We start from the raw sequence: 16099 nt of genomic DNA, 5'->3' as shown, positions 1-16099 counted from the left end.
GGCTGCGGTCAGGCGGCGGGTTCGCCGGCCTGGAGTTGCCATAGGGACGCGTAGAGTCCGTGCTGCGCGAGGAGTTCGTCGTGGGTGCCCTGCTCGGCCACGACCCCGCCCTGGTCCATGACGTAGATGCGGTCGGCGTGGCGGACCGTGGAGAGCCGGTGGGCGATGATCAGCATGGTCCGGTCGGCCGCGAAGACGCGGAGCGTGCGCTGGATGGCGGCCTCGGTCTCGTTGTCCACGGCGGAGGTCGCTTCGTCGAGGATCACGACCGGCGCGTCCTTGAGGATCGCGCGCGCCAGTGCGATCCTCTGCCGCTGTCCGCCGGAGAGCGCGGCACCGCGTTCGCCGATCAGCGTCTCGTAGCCGTCCGGCAGCGCCGCGACGAAGGGATGGGCTTCGGCCCTCATGGCCGCCTCGACCACTGCCTCGTCCGAGGCGTCGAAGCTGCCGTAGCGGATGTTGTCGGCGATGGTGCCGTCGAAGAGGAACGGGTCCTGGGCGACGAACCCGACAGCGTGGCGCAGATGGTGCCTCGGCAGCTCGCGCACGTCCCGCCCGTCGAGCAGCACGCTGCCGGAGTCCGCGTCCTGGAACCGCATCAGCAGCCTGGCGATCGTGGTCTTGCCCGAGCCGGTGGCGCCGACCAGGGCGGTGACCTGCCCGGCCGGGATGGTCATCGAGAGGTTTTCCAGTGCAGGCGTCCGACCGGGGTAGGCGAAGGACACGTGGTCCAGGGCGATCTCTCCACGCACCTTGCCGACGTCGACCGTTCCGCCGGTGCCGTCTGCCTCGACAGGCAGGGCCCGCAGCCGCTGGACCCGGTCGTGGGAGGCGAGGGTGCGCTGGTACTGGTCGACGATGCCGCCGAGCCGGCTCATCCGCATCAGCAGCATCTGGGGCAGCCCGATCAGCGGGCTGAACACCTCGAAGCGCAGGGTGCCGTTGAGCACCGAGCGGCCGCCGATCAGCAGCGTGCCGGCCATCGATGCGGTGGTACAGGCCCGGACTGTCTCGGCGTGGCGAATCGTGCTGCGGTCGGTCCGTCGACCGCTCTCCTGGGCCGCCTCGCTCAACTCGTCGATGCGCTCGGCCTCGTGGTCCTCGGTACAGAAGCTCTTCACGGTGGCGCCGGCCTCCAGCGAGTTGATCACCTGGCTGCCCAGCCGGGCCCGCCGTTCGCCGGTGACGGCGTAGTCGGCCGCGGCCTTGTCCTGGTGGCGCAGCGACAGCCAGGCGACGACCGGGATGGGCAGGAACGCGATCCAGGCGATCTGGGGGGCCAGCAGCAGGAACGCCGGTACCAGGAGGGCCAGGCTGGTGCCCAGTTGCAGTACTTCGTTGGCCGGTCCGGCGAAGAAGGCGCCCAGCTGGCCGACGTCGTCGGTGAGCGCGCCTGCCACCCGGGTGGTCCGCTCGCCCTCCAGCTGCCCCAGTTCGAGGTGCTGGACGTGTCGGTACGTGCGGCTTCGCCAGTCGTGCTCGATGTCCTGGCCGAGCCGGCGCCACTGGAGGTTGGAGGCGTAGGAGAGGCCCGCCACGGCGGCACATGCTGCGGCCACCAGCCCGGCCAGGCCGAGAAGTTGAGCGGAGGCGGTGGTCAGGCCGAGGCGTGCCAGCGGAGCTGCCTCGCCCTTGATGAGGACGAGTCCGGTCCAGCCGAGGAAGGTACCGAGCGCGATCTCCGAGACCTGGCAGGCGATGGACAGGGCAGCGGCCCGGGAGAGGCGGCGGCGGTGCGGTCCGACGATCTCCAGCAGGGGGTGGCGTTCGTCGCCGGGCCGGGCCGCGTTCCGGGACGCGTCGGTCGTTCTGTCCCATGCCTTCCTCAGGACGGTCGCGGTCGCCGCGGTCACCGCGCCCAACGCCACCAGTTGCCTGCTCCGCGCCGATCCCTTGACCAGCGCGATCCCTGCCGCGACCCCTCCGCCGACCGCGAGCACCGGTCGCACGACCAGACCGCGGTCCGCCCGGGGGGCCGGTGCGGCGGCGGGGCGGGCCGGTGTCGGACGCCCGCCCGTTCCGGTCGGGTCACCCGCGATCAGGGTGACGGCTCTGCGAACGATTCGGCCGACGTCTGCGGCGTGCACCCGCGCTTCGTGCCGGACCAGCACCCCGCCGGTGACCGGGTTGGCCTGAGCGTCGGTGATTCCGGGAATGCGGCGCAGGGCGGCGGCGAGCACCTCGGCCGTCCGTGGCCGTCCGAGCACCGGCTTGACGTCCCAGCGCTGGCGGCCCGGTGTGACCGAGCGCGGACGCGCGTTCCATTCCACGGAGCGGGTTCCTGCTGCGGTGCCCAGTAGCGATGACATGCGTACGATCACCTGTTTACGGAGGTCACGGATAGTCCGTCAACGGGCGCGGCGGAAGTCGGCGCACGGCGGATTACTGCGACAGAACGGAAGGTCCGAGGGGAGCGGGGGGGGGACGGCCGAAGGGCCAATGGCGGTCCACCGCGAGGGCTCGTCTTCCTCAGCCGGCGGGAAGACGCGCCCAGGCGGCGGAAGAGCCGCGCATCAGGACGTCACTGGGTCTTGCCGGCACCGGTGCTCGTACGGATCTTCGAGCTCCTGCTCTCGCTCTCGACCCGGTCACCGCCCTTCTCGCCCTTCGAGACCACGCCCTCGGTGGGCGGGTGACCGTCGGCGGAGACGATCTGCGACGCCATCACGTCGGCAGCCACCTCGGCCGCGAGGTCGTTGATGTTCTCCCCGGCCGCGTGGGCCGCCTTCTTCACTTCCATGACCACACCGACGGATGTCGTGACGACACCTCGCACCAGTGGCTTGAAGAGACGCTTGGCCAGGGGCGCGGCGATGAGACCGATGAGAAACGGCGGAACGATGGGAGGCATGATGCTCCAACCTCTCTGCGCAGAGCAGTGTATGACAGGGGACCCAGGGCACTGTGAACCCCGAGCACGCACAAAGGAGAGGGCGGAATCACCCACCTCCGGGGTCTTTTGACGTCCCGTGCCGAACGGCCTGCCGGGTCGGAATTCCTTGCCGATATGGTGAGCCGTCCGCTTCTGGATCACCGTAGTCGAGTCATGTCCGACGAGGCCAAACGGTCCCGGGGGTTTCACTCATGCGAGTGCTGTTCCTGTTCAGAGCGCTACGAGACGTAGTAGGCGACACTTATCAAGCCGCGCGTTTTTCTGATTACCCTATTAATTAACAGTGATCGGGGAGCCCACCCCGGGAAACCGGTTCCGCATCTTGCACGGACGAGTGAACCCCGGGTCGGCTGCTGGCGCACCGGCCGCTGCGATCACCAGCATGACCGGCATGGCCATCACGTATCCCCGAGCTGAGCGGGCTGCCCAGGCCCGGACAGCCGCAGTCCAGCTCGCCGCCGACGGAATCGACGGGGTGGTGTTCGGCTGGGTCGACAATGCCGGGCTCACCCGGGTGAAGTCCGTCCCCCTCACCCAGCTCGCACACGCCGCCGAGTACGGCGTCGGCGCCGCGCCCTGTTTCGACGTCTCCCTGGTGGACGACTCCTTCACCGTCGCGCCTTCGAGTACCGGCCCGGTGGGCGACCTGCGTCTCGTCCCCGACCTCGACCGGCTCGTCGCGCTGGCCGCGCAGCCCGGCTGGGCCTGGGCTCCGGCCGACCGCTACGCCCAGGACGGCACTCCGCATCCCGGCTGCCAGCGCGGCTTCGCCCGCCGGGTCACCGAGGCCATCGAACGGCGCGGGCTCTCGGTGAAGGCCGGGATCGAGGTCGAGTGGGTGGTGGCCGACAGCGCCGGGGCCCCCGCGACGCTCGCGCCCGCGTACGGGATGACCCGCTTCATCGAACACTCCGACTACCTGCGGGAGGTGCTGCGCGCCCTCACCGACCAGGGGCTGACCGTGCTCCAGCTCCACCCCGAGTACGCCGCCGGGCAGTTCGAGGTCTCGATCGCCGCCGAGGGGCCGGTCGAGGCGGCCGACACCACGATGCTGGTACGCCACACCATCCGAGCCGTCTCCGCCCGACACAGCCTGCGGGTCTCGTACGCACCCGTCTTCACCGAGGGCTCACTCGGCAACGGCAGCCACCTGCACCTCAGCCTCTGGCGACAGGGCCGCAACCTCGCGCACGGCGGCCCCGGCCGCCACGGGCTGCACCCCGACGCGGAACAGTTCCTCGCGGGCGCACTGGCCGAGCTGCCCGCCCTGCTGGCCCTCGGCGCGCCCAGCGTCGCCTCCTACCTGCGGCTGGTCCCCTCACGCTTCGCCGGGGCCTACCGCTGCTGGGGCCTGGAGAACCGTGAGGCGGCGCTGCGCCTGATCACCGGCTCCGCCGCCGGACAGGCCAACGCCGAGTTCAAGTGCTTCGACGCCGCAGCCAACCCGTACCTGGTGGTCGGCGGCGTGCTGGCCGCCGGGCTCGCCGGCCTGAAGTCCGGCCTGCCTCTTCCGCCCGAGACCCCGAGCGACCCCGCCGCCCTCGGCCCCGCCGCCCTCGGCCCCGCCGAGCGCCTCCCGACGAGCCTGCCTGAGGCGATCGACGCGTACGAGAAGTCCGCACTGCTGCGGCAGGCGCTCGGTCCCGAACTGTACGAGGCCGTACTGGCCGTCCGGCAGGCGGAGGTGGAGCTGTTCTCGGGGCACACGGACGCGGACGTCATCGAAGCCGTCCGCTGGCGCTACTGACGCGGACCAACGCTGCTCCGCCGGCTCCCGGCCGATGAACGGTCGAAGCCCCGTGGTTCGCCGTCGATTCGCTCGACTGCCTGTGCCTGTGACCGGGACGGTCCCGGGCCAGGCACCGTTGTGGTCCGCCGCGGGACGCCCGGGGCAGCCCTCGGCGGACCGCCGGCCGACGCGGCTGACATGGAGCTCGCCGGCTACGGGGGCGTCCGTATCAGCTCGCTTCGGCTCTGGGCGAGAACCCGAGAGCCGGATCATCAGCAGCGGGTCTCAGCGGCTTCACCATGTAGACCGCCTCGGTGCCGTAGCTCGCGGGCGGCGCGACCTCGGGCCGGGCGCGGTAGCCCAGCCGGGACCACAGCGTCTCGGAGCCGCACACGGCGACCAGCCCGAGGGACCGGTAGCGGGCCGCCCGGCCGGTCTCCTCCAGGTGCCGCACCATCCGGCGGGCCATGCCCCGGCCGCGCACCCGTTCGGCGATCGCCAAGTCGTGGAGGTGCAGGTTGCTTCCCCGGGTGCCCTCCTGTGCCGCGCCTTCTTCGGCCGGACTCAGGTCCGGGCAGCGGAACAACGGGTACGGCAGTGCGAGCACGTAGCCACCGAAGCCGCCCGCGTGCTCCAGCACGAAGCAGGTCGAGGGTGAGGCACGGTGCCGGGAGCGCAGCGCCTCGCGCCCCTCGGACAGGCCACTCGCTGCGTAGGCCCGTTCCTCCAACGCGACCACATCGTCCCAGTCCTCTTCACGGAGCGGCCGGATCCGGGTGTCGTTCACGCGTCTTCCCCGCTCACAGCCTGGCCACCGACACAGGTGTACGGCAGCGGCGGGAAGCCGTTGAAGCCGCAGGTGGCGTAGGAGGTGGCGTACGCGCCGCAGGAGTGAACCCACACCGGGTCGCCGGAGGCGATCGCACGCGGGACCCGTACCGGACTGCCCTCCTGGGCGTACGCGTCGTCGCTGTCGCAGGTCGGGCCGGCCACCACTGCGTTGACGAACTGCTCGCCGGAATGGGAGGGGAACTCCAGGCGGTACCGCAACTGGTCCATCTCGTAGAGGCCGTTGAACTTGCCGCAGCTGAGGTAGAGCCAGTCCTCACGGATGCCGTCGAGCCGGTGCCGGGAGGTGAGCCGCGCCACGTGGGCGCGGATCGCGCCGTGGTCGGCGACCAGGTGGCGGCCGGGCTCCAGCAAGAAGGCCAGCGGGGCGGCGCTGACGACGCGCAGCCGTTCCATGCCTTCGCGGATCGCCGTGAACATCTCGCGCAACGGCGGTACCAGCGGCCGGCCGCCTCGGTCGAGGACACCCAGGGCGGGCAGTCCGCCGCCGAGGTTGATCCGCTCCGGGGTGATGCCGCGTCGGCTGAGCGCCTTCAGAACAGCGGCCAGCGAGTCGATCGCCGCGACCCAGGCTTCGGCGGTCATCTGCTGGGAGCCGACGTGCACGGACAGGCCGGAGGGCAATAGTCCGACGGTGCGGGCGGCATCGAGCACCCGCGGCGCATCCTCGGGCGAGCATCCGAACTTGCGGCTGAGGCCCCACAGCGCACCCTCACCCGTACTGGCGATCCGGCAGAACACTCGCGAGCCGGGGGCGTGTACGGCGATCGCCGCGACGTCCTCGAGGCAGTCGGTGGCGAAGTCGCGCACACCCAGCCGGTAGGCCTCGGCGATGTTGCGGTCGGACTTGACGGTGTTGCCGTAGTGAACCATCCCGGGAGCCACCCCGGCGCGTAGTGCCTGGGCGACCTCCTGTGGGCTCGCCGTGTCGAAGCCGGAGCCGAGCCGGGCCAGGTGCCCGAGCACCTCGTCCACCGGACAGGACTTCATCGCGAAACGGACCGCGACACCGGGAAGTTCGGCGCACAGGGCGGCGTACTGGCGACCGATGCCGTCCAGGTCGTAGATGACGGCATCCTCGGTGGCGGCGGCGAGCGCGGCGCGCAGGGCGGGGCGGCCGTGCCGGACGGGGAGAGGCGCGTTGGCCGTGTTCGAGGCAGCCGGTGCGATCGGGGCGCGGTGGCTGGTTCTGTCATGATCGGCTGCCTGGCGCGGTCCGGCGATCTGGTGCGTTCCGGTGTTCTGAGGCCTCACGTGTGCACTTTCGGTCCGGCTGGATGATGGGCGCCAAGTACTCGCCGGCGCGCGGGAGATCAGGCAAGGGAGCCCGACGGCCGGCTGTACCGCCTGACCCGGACTCCCCGCACGCCGCACTCTAGGCACTTCCGGGACCTGCGGCTGCGCCTGCCGTGCACCCGGCGCGGCCGGCCCGCGAGGGCGCAACTCGCGGGCCGGACAGGCGCCCCTCGAGCCGCTGCGGTCCGTCCGCCAGACCTCCAGACCTCCAGGGCCCCAGGGCCCCCAGGGCCCCAGGGCCCCCAGGCGGCCTCCCACGCCGCCAAGGCCGCACCCCCTTCCGGGGGACATCCCGGGTCAATGCTCAGCCATCCTTTCGATCCCCCGATTCCGAATCACCCGAACGGCGTCGGTGTGCGCCTCCTCTGCCTTGACGATCAGGTGCCACCGAACGACTGTCGAAGACTTCCTGAAATAGCGGCATCGACAACTCGGCATTCTTCAGCACAAGCCACGGCGGCACCTCAAACAATGCGGCGTCAAGCAGTTGGGCGTTTCATCATGCTCACGAATTAACGCGTGGTGACCAGCCTGGTGTTCCGTGGGACGATGCGGCGGTGTTGATGTTCGACACGCCGGGCGACGCCAAACCGGTAGAGAACCGGTGAGGAAAGGAACGGACATGGAATTCCCTCAAGGTGAACTGATCGTGCCTGAGCGGAGCACCGCGGAATGACCGTCACCGAGGATCGGACCCTGTTCCACCAGACCGGCGTCGGCCTGCCCGTGCCGTTCGCCATTGTCGGGACCGGGATGCACCTGCCACCGGCGGTCGTCACCAACCAGGAACTCACCCGCACCCTGGACACCAGCGACGAATGGATCACCAGCCGCACCGGTATCCGCGAACGCCGTCGTCTGGACCCGCACTTGGCGACCTCCGACATGTGCGTCGCGGCCGCCGCCCCGGCCCTGGACTCCGCCGGCATCGCGCCCGCCCAACTGGACGCGGTCATCGTTGCGTCCTACACCGGGGATCAGCCGCTCCCGTCAACCGCGCTGATCGTCAAAGACGCCCTCGGCGCCCACTGCGCCCTGTCCCTGGACGTCACCCAAGCCGCCTGCGCCTCCGGCATCCAAGCCGTGTTGATCGCCGCGCACCTCCTGCAGAACCCCTCCATCACCACCATCCTGCTCCTCGCGGCCGACTGTGCCTCCAGAATCACCAATCCCACCGATCGCACCACCGGAGTCTTCTTCGGTGACGCCGCGGCTGCCGTCGTCCTCACCCGCAGCTGCACCTCCGGAGCGGGACTGCTCTCCTACGACCTGGGTTCCCAGTTGTCCTACGGCGTCCAGATCCCCGCCGGAGGCTCCCGCCTGCCCAGCACCACGGCCACCGTCGCCGCCGGCGACCACTATCTGCACATGGACGGCCGCGCCGTCTGGAACGCGGCCACCACCCGCCTGCCCGAGAGCATCACCAGCGCCACCCACCGCGCCGGCATGCCGATCGACCAGATCCGGCACTTCTTCCTGCACCAGGCCAACCTGAACATCCTCACCGAAACCATGGCCGCCCTGGGCATCCCCCCCGAGCGCGCCCCCGTCACAGTCGACCGACTGGGCAACACCGGATCAGCCGGCCTGTTCACCGCGCTCCACTCCACCTTCGCCGAAGGGGCTCTGGCCCCGGGAGACACCTACGTGCTCTCCGGGATCGGCGCGGGCTTCCAATGGGGATCCCTCTGCCTCCGACACGCCTGATGGCCCACAGAGATCGTGACGGTCAAGGTCGAGGGGAGAACGGAACTGTAGTCTCCGCCGGGGGCGGACTGACCCGTTCGCGGTAGGACGGCTGAGTGTCCCGGTGGACGTGGTCCGAGACCGAGTGTTCGACGCGACCTTCTCGAGGCAGTAGCAGCGGGCGCCCTGATGGTCAACGACGTTGGTCAACCGAGGGAGCTCAGACGGACCTGACGGTTGGCATTGTCCTTGTGGGTGTCCGCCAACCTCCACCAAGACGACCTCAGCCCATCCGGATTGCCACGCCCGCCGGCCTGGTGCCGTGGTCACCCCCTGTCGGGGCGGCCACGGCGGCTGGAGCACCGGCGAGGCGGGGTCCTGATCGACCTGCCGTTCTGGTTCAACTTCATGTTCCGGTCGGACATGCGAGAACCCGGAACGCCCGTCCCGGCCCCCGGCCGACAGCCGGACGACCTCATCACAATCGAACGGTTCAGTGACCATCCCGGACGTTATTTCACCTTCCAGTTCATCTGGGAGCCACCCCGGCTGCTGGTGTCCACGGGGGTGGGACGTCGAGGACACTACGGCGGACCACCCGTACGGCGCCCGGCACCGGACTCAATAGGGGCCTGCCCCGGTTGGCCGACTCTGACCTCGGCGCACATCCGGGACCTGACGGCCTGTCACCGGGAGGCGGGAAAGCGATCGGTGCTGTGCGCCCGCCGGACAATCGCGACGGACGCCCTCGTGTCATCATGTCCACCGGGTTTCCATCGCCCCCTGTTACCTGCACAGGCCAATCGTTATGATCATCTGAAGGGCATGGCGTCGGAGGTCTCGGCGCCGGGCATCGTTCTCGCGCAGCGAAACGTTCTTCAGGCGCATACAGCTACGGGGGAAATGACGTTGGAGCCACGCCATGTGCCACGGCGGTACATCGTCCGTTCGCAATTCACCTCCACCGGCCTCACGTGCACGCCCGCCGTGGCGGAGCGGCTGCAGCGCCCCACGGAGCCCTATCGATCACCCAGTCCCTCATGAGGGCCACCCGGGCCGTGCACCGCTCGGCGGCGAACAGGCAGGGCGATGTGTTCCCGCGCGCCGGCCTGTTGGAGATCGACGGAGTCGGTGTCGCGTTGGTGGGCGGGAGCCGGGCGGGCAAAACGTCGTTCATCATGGCTGCTGTGCTGAGCGGTGCCGGAACCATGATATGCAACGACGATGTGAGTCTCTCCGGACACACCGCCAGGGACGGCGCCACCGGTACGGGCTGGCCCCGATCGATCTCCGTACGTCTGGATACCCTGGACCTGCTGTTCGGACGCAGTGACGCGGGATCCACCAGAACATCGTTGTCACACCCCGCCAACGAAACGCTGCCGAGTCTGCGCTCTGGTCGGCGGATGGCACGACTCCGACCTCACGTCGGCCGGCCAGAAAGCGGCCGCCGAGATCGCCCGGGTGTTGCGCGCCGCGATTCCAAAGGACACACAGGTCGACCTGTTCTCGTCGGACCTGCGGCGGACCGCTCAGACGGCGGACCAGGTCGCCGAGGTGTTCGGCGTGAGGCCGATCATGGACCGCAGGCTGCGCGCAATGTACTTCCACGGTCGCCGCGACGACCTGTTCGAACAGCGGGGCGTACGCACCAGTGCCGCCGAGATCGAGGCCGCGGCCCTGCGCGCCCCCGAGGTGCGGGACGCGGCGGTGGTGCCGTCTCACGACCGTCGTGGAGCCGTCCCGTTCGTCGCTACCGCTTTGTCCCCTGACGAACTGGTCCGACGACTGCACGCCGAGCTGGAGGCGGCCAAGATTCCGGCGGTCTGCCGCGTGCTGCCCCGCCTGCCCGTCGGAAGCACCGGCAAAACCGACCGGACCGCGCTGCGGGCCCTCGTGGACGACACAGGAGGAGACGGCCACCGTGCTTGACATCGCCACCCTGGTGCGGACGCATGGCAGTCCGCTGTACGTCTACGAACGCGGCGCCGTGGAGCGGGCCTTCGCCGGGCTCCGCGCCGCGCTGCCCGCGCCTTCCGTCCTGTACTACTCCCTCAAGGCGAATCCGCACCCGCCGGTGGTGGAGACCCTGCGCCGGGCCGGCTGCCGGGCGGAGATCAGCTCCCCCGGTGAGCTGGACACCGCGCGGGGTGCCGATTTCACCGGAGCCGACTGCCTCTACACCGGACCGGGCAAGACAAGCACCGAGATCGACTACGCGCTCCTCCGGGGTGTGCGGCGGTTCTCCGCCGAGTCCGCCGACGACGTGCACCGCCTCGGGCGTGCGGCGCTCGCCCATGGCACCGAGGCGACCGTGCTGCTGAGGGTCAATGGTGACACCGTGGGCGCCACCGGCCTACGGATGACGGGCGCGCCCACGCAATTCGGTGGGACGAGGCGCAGGTCACCGCCGATCCGACCCGCTTCACCGACGTCCCGGGCACTCGCCTCGTCGGCGTGCATCTCTTCCCTGTCAGCAATGCCCGCGACGAGGACGGCCTCATCGACGCCTTCCGGGCGAACATCTCCCTGGCGGCACGGCTGCGGGACCGGTCCGGCCTGCCGATGGACGTCGTCGACCTGGGCGGCGGCTTCGCCGTGCCCTATGCCCGCCCGGGACCACGGCCGTCCTACCCCTCGCTGTACGGGGCACTGCACACCGCGCTCGACGAGGGGCTGCCCGGATGTCGGAACGGGGACGTCGAGGTCGCCTTCGAGTCCGGCCACCATCTGGTCGGCGACTGCGGTCACCTGGTGACCACCGTGCAGGATGTCAAGCGCAGCCGCGACCAGACGTTCGTGGTGCTGGACGCCGGTGTCAACCACCTCGGCGGACTGACCGGTCTGGGGCGGCTGACCCTGGCCACGGCCACTCCCGACCCGGGGACCGGCCCGACCACGCCGGCCACTCTCGTCGGGCCGCTCTGCACACCGGCCGATGTCCTCGGCCGAGGCGTGCCGATTCCGGCCGTCCGAGCCGGGGACCCGCTCGTCTTCTCGAACACCGGGGCGTACGGGCTGACCGCGAGCCTCGTGGCGTTCCTGGGGCGTCCCGCTCCGGCCGAGGTGTCAGTGCGCGGGACCGAGGTGGGATCCGCGACCAGGCTCCGGCTCACTCATGAACCGATCATCGCGGCCGACCCGGAATCGGAGCTGGTATGACCCAGGCCGTGACGACCGCGACCGCACTGGTGTCCGTCCTCGCGGAGCACGCCGCGAAGGCCGACGCGGAAGGCGTCTTCCCGCACGAGAGCGTGCAGGCTCTGCGCGAAGCCGGCCTCTTCGGCCTGTTGGTGCCCACCGAGTATGGCGGCATGGGCGGCGATCTCGGTGACCTGGTCGAGGTGGCCGCGCTCCTCGCCGGCGGCTGCCTCTCCACTGCGATGATCTGGGCGATGCACTGCCAGCAGACCGACGTCGTCGTCCGGCACGCCGGGGAGCGTCTACGCACGGAACTGCTCCCCCGTATCGCCGAAGAGGGCTACTACCTCGCTTCGGTCACCACCGAACCGGCTAAGGGCGGTCATCTGCTCAGCGCGTCGTCGGCCATCGAGGCCGACGAGACGGAGCTGCTCGTCCGCCGCAGTGCCCCTGTGGTCACGGGCGGCGAACACGCCGACGGCTTCCTTGTCACCATGCGCGCCGCTCCGGACGCGCCACCGAACCAGGTCAGTCTCATTCACCTGCACCGCGGCCAGGCCGATACACGGGTGGTCCGGGACTGGAACGCGATGGGCATGCGCGCGACGCGCAGCGTCGGCATGGAGCTGGACGGTGCCACCGCTCCGCATCAGGTGGTCGGAACACCCGGCGAGTTCCGCAGGGTCGCCATGGACAGCATGATCCCGGCTGGGCACCTGGCATGGTCGGCCTGCTGGCTGGGGGCCGCCCGTGACGCGCTGGACGCCCTGGTCGCGCTGAGCCGCTCCCGGCAACGACCCGGCGGTCTCGACACGAGAAGCGAGCTGGTCCGGCACCGTCTGGGCCGTGCCCGCGTCGACCTGGAGCTGGCCAGCGCCTACCTGCTCCGAGCCCGGGACGAGGTGCTGCTACGACGGCGCACCGGCGCTTCGATGGACGTCCGCGCCCTGCACATGCAGCTCGACACCCTGAAAGTCGCCTGCTCCGAGCTGACATTCTCGGCGGTGGACCGACTTGTCCAGTTGGGCGGCACGATGACCGGATACCAACGGGACGCGGCCGTGCCACTGGAGCGACATTTCCGGGATCTGCGCTCAGCGAGCCTCAACTACTCCAACGACCGGCTTCTCGGTGCCATCGGCACGCTGACGTTGCTGGACGGCGCCGGACAGCTGTTCTGAGCCCGACGACAACACGACCACACCACAAGCCCACGGGCGAAGGCGGTACGGCATCCGACGCCGCCCCCGTCCACGGCCGGGCCGACAGCCCTGCTCACCGGGTCGTCCCAGACAAGAAGAGGTGTACACATGACCGAGCGGCATTGGACAGGCCCGTTCGAGGAGACCCTGCGCGCGTATCTGACGCTTCTGCCCGCCGACAGACCGATCACCCCACAGCTCAGGCTCATCGACCAGGGCCTGGACTCGCTGGCGACCGTCAGCCTCCTGCTCGACCTGGAGGAGGCATTCGAGGTGACCGTCCCGGATCATCTGCTCAACGAGGAGACGTTCGCCACACCCGCCGGGCTCTGGTCGGTCATCGAGTCCCTGCTGGCTCGGAAGCACGCCGAATGACCCCACCTCCCGCACCGCGGACGGCGCCCGGCGGAGCGCGTACTTCCGGAAACCCGGAAACGACACACCGGGCCCTGCGCCCCGGCGCAGCGAGCCGTCCCGCCATCCAGCCCCATGGCCAACTCGACGAAGGGAGCACTTCATGAACCTGCCGGCTGCGACACCGGACCTCGCGGCGGTGAAAGGAACTGCTATGGAGGGCGACACCTTCCCGCTGACCTCCGGTCAGGCGTCGGCATGGATGGCCTTCGCCAGGACGCCTGCGTCCCGTCTGGCGAAGCCGCGCTGGTGGAGCGTGCCGGTCGACGTGCCGGCCACCCTCGTTTCCACGGCCGTACAGGTCGTCATGGAGCGCCATGAGGCGCTGCGTTCACGGGTCGTCGCCGGCACCGGGCCGGGACTGTCGCAGCAGGTGGATCCCCTCACGTCGCCCGTGCTGCGGATACGTGAGGACCTGGAGATCGACCTGGACGACCATGTGGCACTGGGCCTCGTCCTCGACGGCTTGAAACGCGAACCGTTCGATCTGTGCGACGAGTGGCCCGTACGGTGGTTCCTCGGCCGTCAGCCGTCCGGGAACCACGCGCTTATCATGATCGTCCACCACTTCGCCGCCGGGTTCGCGGGATGCGCCGTCCTCCTGAACGAGGTCACCGCAGTCCTGGACAACCTGTTGGACGACCGGCCTGCGGACCACGGTCTTGCGCCGGTGAAGGGCCCTCGTCAGCTACTTGCCGAAGAAGACGGGCCGGACGGTTCCCGGGCGGACGACAGGGCGCGGGCATCGATGCGCCGGCTGCTGGAGGACCTGCCCAGCACGCCCTTTCCCGCGGCCCGGACGCCCGAGGACGTCATCACCCTCACACCGTCCCGCCCGACCCGGCGGGTCGGGGCCACCCTCATGTCACCGGCGGCCCTCCACTGTGCCACGGGGCTCGCCCACAGCTGGGGCGTACCGGTCTCGGCGGTCGTACTGGCCGCGGCCTCGCTGGCCGTCAGGCCCCTCCTGGTCGACGAGTCGGCCCTGATGTGGCAGATGTTCGGTGACAGGGCCGGTCGCTCGGCCCGCTTCTCGGCCGCATGCTACGAACCCCTCACGTCCCTGTTCGACGCGTCCGCGCTGGCCTCGGAGGACGACCTGAGGGCGGCGGCGTCGGAGACCTACCGCCGTCTGATCAGGACCCTGCGGACCCGGCCGTTCGGCGAGGGCGCCTTCCGCGAGGAGGTGCACAGCATCTCCGAGGAGAGAGGCGTTCGGATCGAGACACCGTTCTGGTTCAACTTCCTCACCCGGGGCGAGGGCCCGGAGCTCTCCCTCGACGAGGTCTCCGACCGGTGGGACGAACTCAGCCGGACGGACCGGACGGTCAGCTACGAGGGGGACGAGTTTCCCGGAGGTGATTTCGCCCTCTACGCGTGGCGTGACGCCGGACATCTGGAGGTCGGGCTGTATGCCCACGAACGCTATGCCGGCACCGACACCCTCCTGGCCGTTCTCCGCCGTTTCGGCGACATCCTGTACCGGCACGCGGTCCCGCAACGGACACCGAACAACGCCGATGACGCCTTGCTTCGCCCCCGTACTCCTCACCGGGTACGTCTACAGGGCAACCGCTGGGCCGACACCGCCGTGGTACGCAATGTCCTGAACTCACTGCCGGGTGTCGAAGTCACCGACCTCCGTCTCGACGGTACGGACGCACCGACTCTCCACGTCACCCTCCGGGCGCCGGCGGGCCGTTCCGTCGAAGCGCTGCGCACGTCGGCGCTGACGAAGCTCGACGTTCCCGGATTCGTCATTCCCGACGTAGTGACCATCGCGGGCCGGACCGTACCGTCGGGCGGGAGAAGCGCACCCGCCCCGCGGTCCGCCTCCCTCGACGACCTTCTCGACAACGTCTGCCGCATGTGCTCGCTCACCGAGGTGGATCCGCTGCGCAGCTACTTCTCGGCCGGTGGTACGGTCCGAGGCCTGGGCTCAGTCCTGCAGGCGCTGACGGCACAGGGATGGACCGGCCTCACCTGGCGGGACCTGTGCTCACATCGGTCCCTCACGTCCCTCGCCGCCGAACTGCGGCGCGTATGAGCGCAGCCCACCCGCGCTCCGGGCCGGCCCGCATCAGCCCCTGCCCGCGCTTCCCTCATCGGAACGACATGACCATCCGTTATGCCGCGCTGGACCTGGACGGCACCCTGATCGACTCCTCCGACCGACCTTACCCGGGTGTGGTCGAGGGTCCACAAGCGTTGCGCGCACTCGGTGTGCTACCCCTGCTGGTCAGTGGTCGTGCGGCCCGCTCGTTCCGCGATCTGCGCCATCTGGACGACCTGTTCGCCCAGGTGGACGACGAGGTGCTGCTGAGCGAGGGCAACGTCCTTCTCTCCTTGGGGTCCGGCCACCTGTCGTTCCCGTTGACCTGCAAAGCCGAGGTGCTCCAACGGCTGACGGACGAGCCCGGCATCGATTTGGTGGCAGAGCACTCGGGAGAGTTCCATGCCACGCCCCGCGTGCCACGGTCCAGTTCGCCATGGCCTACCGGGTGTTCCGTCGGCGCATCTCGATCACCGGTCCGGCGCCCGATGCCGCCGTCCCGGTGACCGCCGTGACCGTCTTTCACAGCCGTACGCCCGTCCCGGACCTGGTGGTCGGGCTGGACTGCGAGGTGGTGGACATCACCCCGTTCGGGGCACAGGTGGTCCGACCACGTGGCACCGGTAAGGCGGGCTCGCTCGCCCGGCAACTGCGCCGCCGCTTCGGGGAGCCAGATCTGAGCCGGGCCCTGGCGGTCGGTGACGGCCGCAATGACGCAGCCATGTCCGAACCGCTGTCCCAGGAGATCGAACCGGTCCGCCTGCCGTCCTTGCCCGCGCCGCGGCCGGACGAGGTCACCGTGATGCTCGAACTGCTCGACACGCATCTGGACTGGA

At 70.0% G+C, this 16099-nt stretch carries 12 protein-coding genes and 1 pseudogene; 9 read left to right on the top strand and 4 right to left on the bottom strand.

Translation table 11 applies throughout. The features are described 5' to 3' along the window. Positions 1-8: 8 nt before the first annotated feature. Both ABEA26_RS01050 and ABEA26_RS01045 read right to left on the bottom strand, forming a co-directional pair. Entirely contained in the window at positions 9-2309 is a 2301-nt protein-coding gene (locus ABEA26_RS01050) for an ABC transporter ATP-binding protein/permease (RefSeq protein WP_345588232.1), read from the bottom strand. Positions 2310-2521: 212 nt separating this feature from the next. Continuing rightward, positions 2522-2851 carry a DUF5132 domain-containing protein gene (locus ABEA26_RS01045; RefSeq protein ID WP_345588230.1) on the bottom strand — a complete coding sequence of 110 codons (330 nt, stop codon included), beginning with the start codon at positions 2849-2851 and terminating at the stop codon, positions 2522-2524. A gap of 433 nt (positions 2852-3284) precedes the next feature. On the opposite strand from ABEA26_RS01045, the gene ABEA26_RS01040 reads away from it, so the two are divergent. Further along, complete coding sequence (locus tag ABEA26_RS01040; RefSeq protein WP_345588228.1) at positions 3285-4640, top strand: type I glutamate--ammonia ligase; 1356 nt, start codon at positions 3285-3287, stop codon at positions 4638-4640. Between the two features lie 211 nt (positions 4641-4851). Here ABEA26_RS01040 and ABEA26_RS01035 read toward each other — a convergent pair whose 3' ends face one another. Together ABEA26_RS01035 and ABEA26_RS01030 are read right to left on the bottom strand one after the other, a co-directional pair. Beyond that, on the bottom strand, positions 4852-5409 hold the full coding sequence (locus tag ABEA26_RS01035; RefSeq protein WP_345588227.1) for a GNAT family N-acetyltransferase: 558 nt from the start codon (positions 5407-5409) through the stop codon (positions 4852-4854). Then, entirely contained in the window at positions 5406-6578 is a 1173-nt protein-coding gene (locus tag ABEA26_RS01030; RefSeq protein ID WP_345588307.1) for a type III PLP-dependent enzyme, read from the bottom strand. The genes ABEA26_RS01035 and ABEA26_RS01030 overlap by 4 nt, the downstream gene beginning before the upstream one ends. Before the next feature lie 861 nt (positions 6579-7439). Here ABEA26_RS01030 and ABEA26_RS01025 point away from each other — a divergent pair. The 8 genes and pseudogenes from ABEA26_RS01025 (at position 7440) to ABEA26_RS00990 (ending at position 15769) form a co-directional block, all read left to right on the top strand. Beyond that, on the top strand, positions 7440-8474 hold the full coding sequence (locus ABEA26_RS01025) for a 3-oxoacyl-ACP synthase III family protein (protein ID WP_345588226.1): 1035 nt from the start codon (positions 7440-7442) through the stop codon (positions 8472-8474). 1308 nt (positions 8475-9782) lie between these two features. Continuing rightward, the gene (locus ABEA26_RS01020; RefSeq protein ID WP_345588225.1) at positions 9783-10385 is read left to right on the top strand and encodes a histidine phosphatase family protein; all 603 of its coding nucleotides are present in this window, start codon (positions 9783-9785) and stop codon (positions 10383-10385) included. Next, positions 10378-10746: pseudogene (locus ABEA26_RS01015) on the top strand (type III PLP-dependent enzyme); the annotation flags it as partial. The gene ABEA26_RS01020 and the pseudogene ABEA26_RS01015, both read left to right, overlap by 8 nt. A gap of 164 nt (positions 10747-10910) precedes the next feature. Beyond that, positions 10911-11615: a type III PLP-dependent enzyme domain-containing protein gene (locus ABEA26_RS01010; protein ID WP_345588224.1), complete on the top strand. Its 705-nt coding sequence runs from the start codon at positions 10911-10913 to the stop codon at positions 11613-11615. After that, entirely contained in the window at positions 11612-12775 is a 1164-nt protein-coding gene (locus ABEA26_RS01005; protein WP_345588222.1) for an acyl-CoA dehydrogenase family protein, read from the top strand. The genes ABEA26_RS01010 and ABEA26_RS01005 overlap by 4 nt, the downstream gene beginning before the upstream one ends. 129 nt (positions 12776-12904) lie before the next feature. Continuing rightward, positions 12905-13171 carry a phosphopantetheine-binding protein gene (locus ABEA26_RS01000; RefSeq protein ID WP_345588220.1) on the top strand — a complete coding sequence of 89 codons (267 nt, stop codon included), beginning with the start codon at positions 12905-12907 and terminating at the stop codon, positions 13169-13171. A gap of 142 nt (positions 13172-13313) precedes the next feature. Then, entirely contained in the window at positions 13314-15257 is a 1944-nt protein-coding gene (locus ABEA26_RS00995) for a condensation domain-containing protein (protein ID WP_345588218.1), read from the top strand. Further along, on the top strand, positions 15254-15769 hold the full coding sequence (locus ABEA26_RS00990; RefSeq protein WP_345588216.1) for an HAD family hydrolase: 516 nt from the start codon (positions 15254-15256) through the stop codon (positions 15767-15769). The genes ABEA26_RS00995 and ABEA26_RS00990 overlap by 4 nt, the downstream gene beginning before the upstream one ends. Positions 15770-16099 lie beyond the last annotated feature (330 nt).

The sequence above is a fragment of the Streptomyces marokkonensis genome, from assembly GCF_039539045.1.
Taxonomy (GTDB): domain Bacteria; phylum Actinomycetota; class Actinomycetes; order Streptomycetales; family Streptomycetaceae; genus Streptomyces; species Streptomyces marokkonensis.
The sequence above is the reverse complement of the archived record's forward strand: the minus strand, read 5'-3'. Positions and strand labels throughout refer to the sequence as shown.

Coding starts and splice junctions, on each gene's coding strand:
- ABEA26_RS01045 (WP_345588230.1), bottom strand. CDS start 2,851: ATGCCTCCCATCGTTCCGCCGTTTCTCATCGGTCTCATCGCCGCGCCC.
- ABEA26_RS01025 (WP_345588226.1), top strand. CDS start 7,440: ATGACCGTCACCGAGGATCGGACCCTGTTCCACCAGACCGGCGTCGGC.
- ABEA26_RS01005 (WP_345588222.1), top strand. CDS start 11,612: ATGACCCAGGCCGTGACGACCGCGACCGCACTGGTGTCCGTCCTCGCG.
- ABEA26_RS00990 (WP_345588216.1), top strand. CDS start 15,254: ATGAGCGCAGCCCACCCGCGCTCCGGGCCGGCCCGCATCAGCCCCTGC.
- ABEA26_RS01000 (WP_345588220.1), top strand. CDS start 12,905: ATGACCGAGCGGCATTGGACAGGCCCGTTCGAGGAGACCCTGCGCGCG.
- ABEA26_RS00995 (WP_345588218.1), top strand. CDS start 13,314: ATGAACCTGCCGGCTGCGACACCGGACCTCGCGGCGGTGAAAGGAACT.
- ABEA26_RS01040 (WP_345588228.1), top strand. CDS start 3,285: ATGGCCATCACGTATCCCCGAGCTGAGCGGGCTGCCCAGGCCCGGACA.
- ABEA26_RS01050 (WP_345588232.1), bottom strand. CDS start 2,309: ATGTCATCGCTACTGGGCACCGCAGCAGGAACCCGCTCCGTGGAATGG.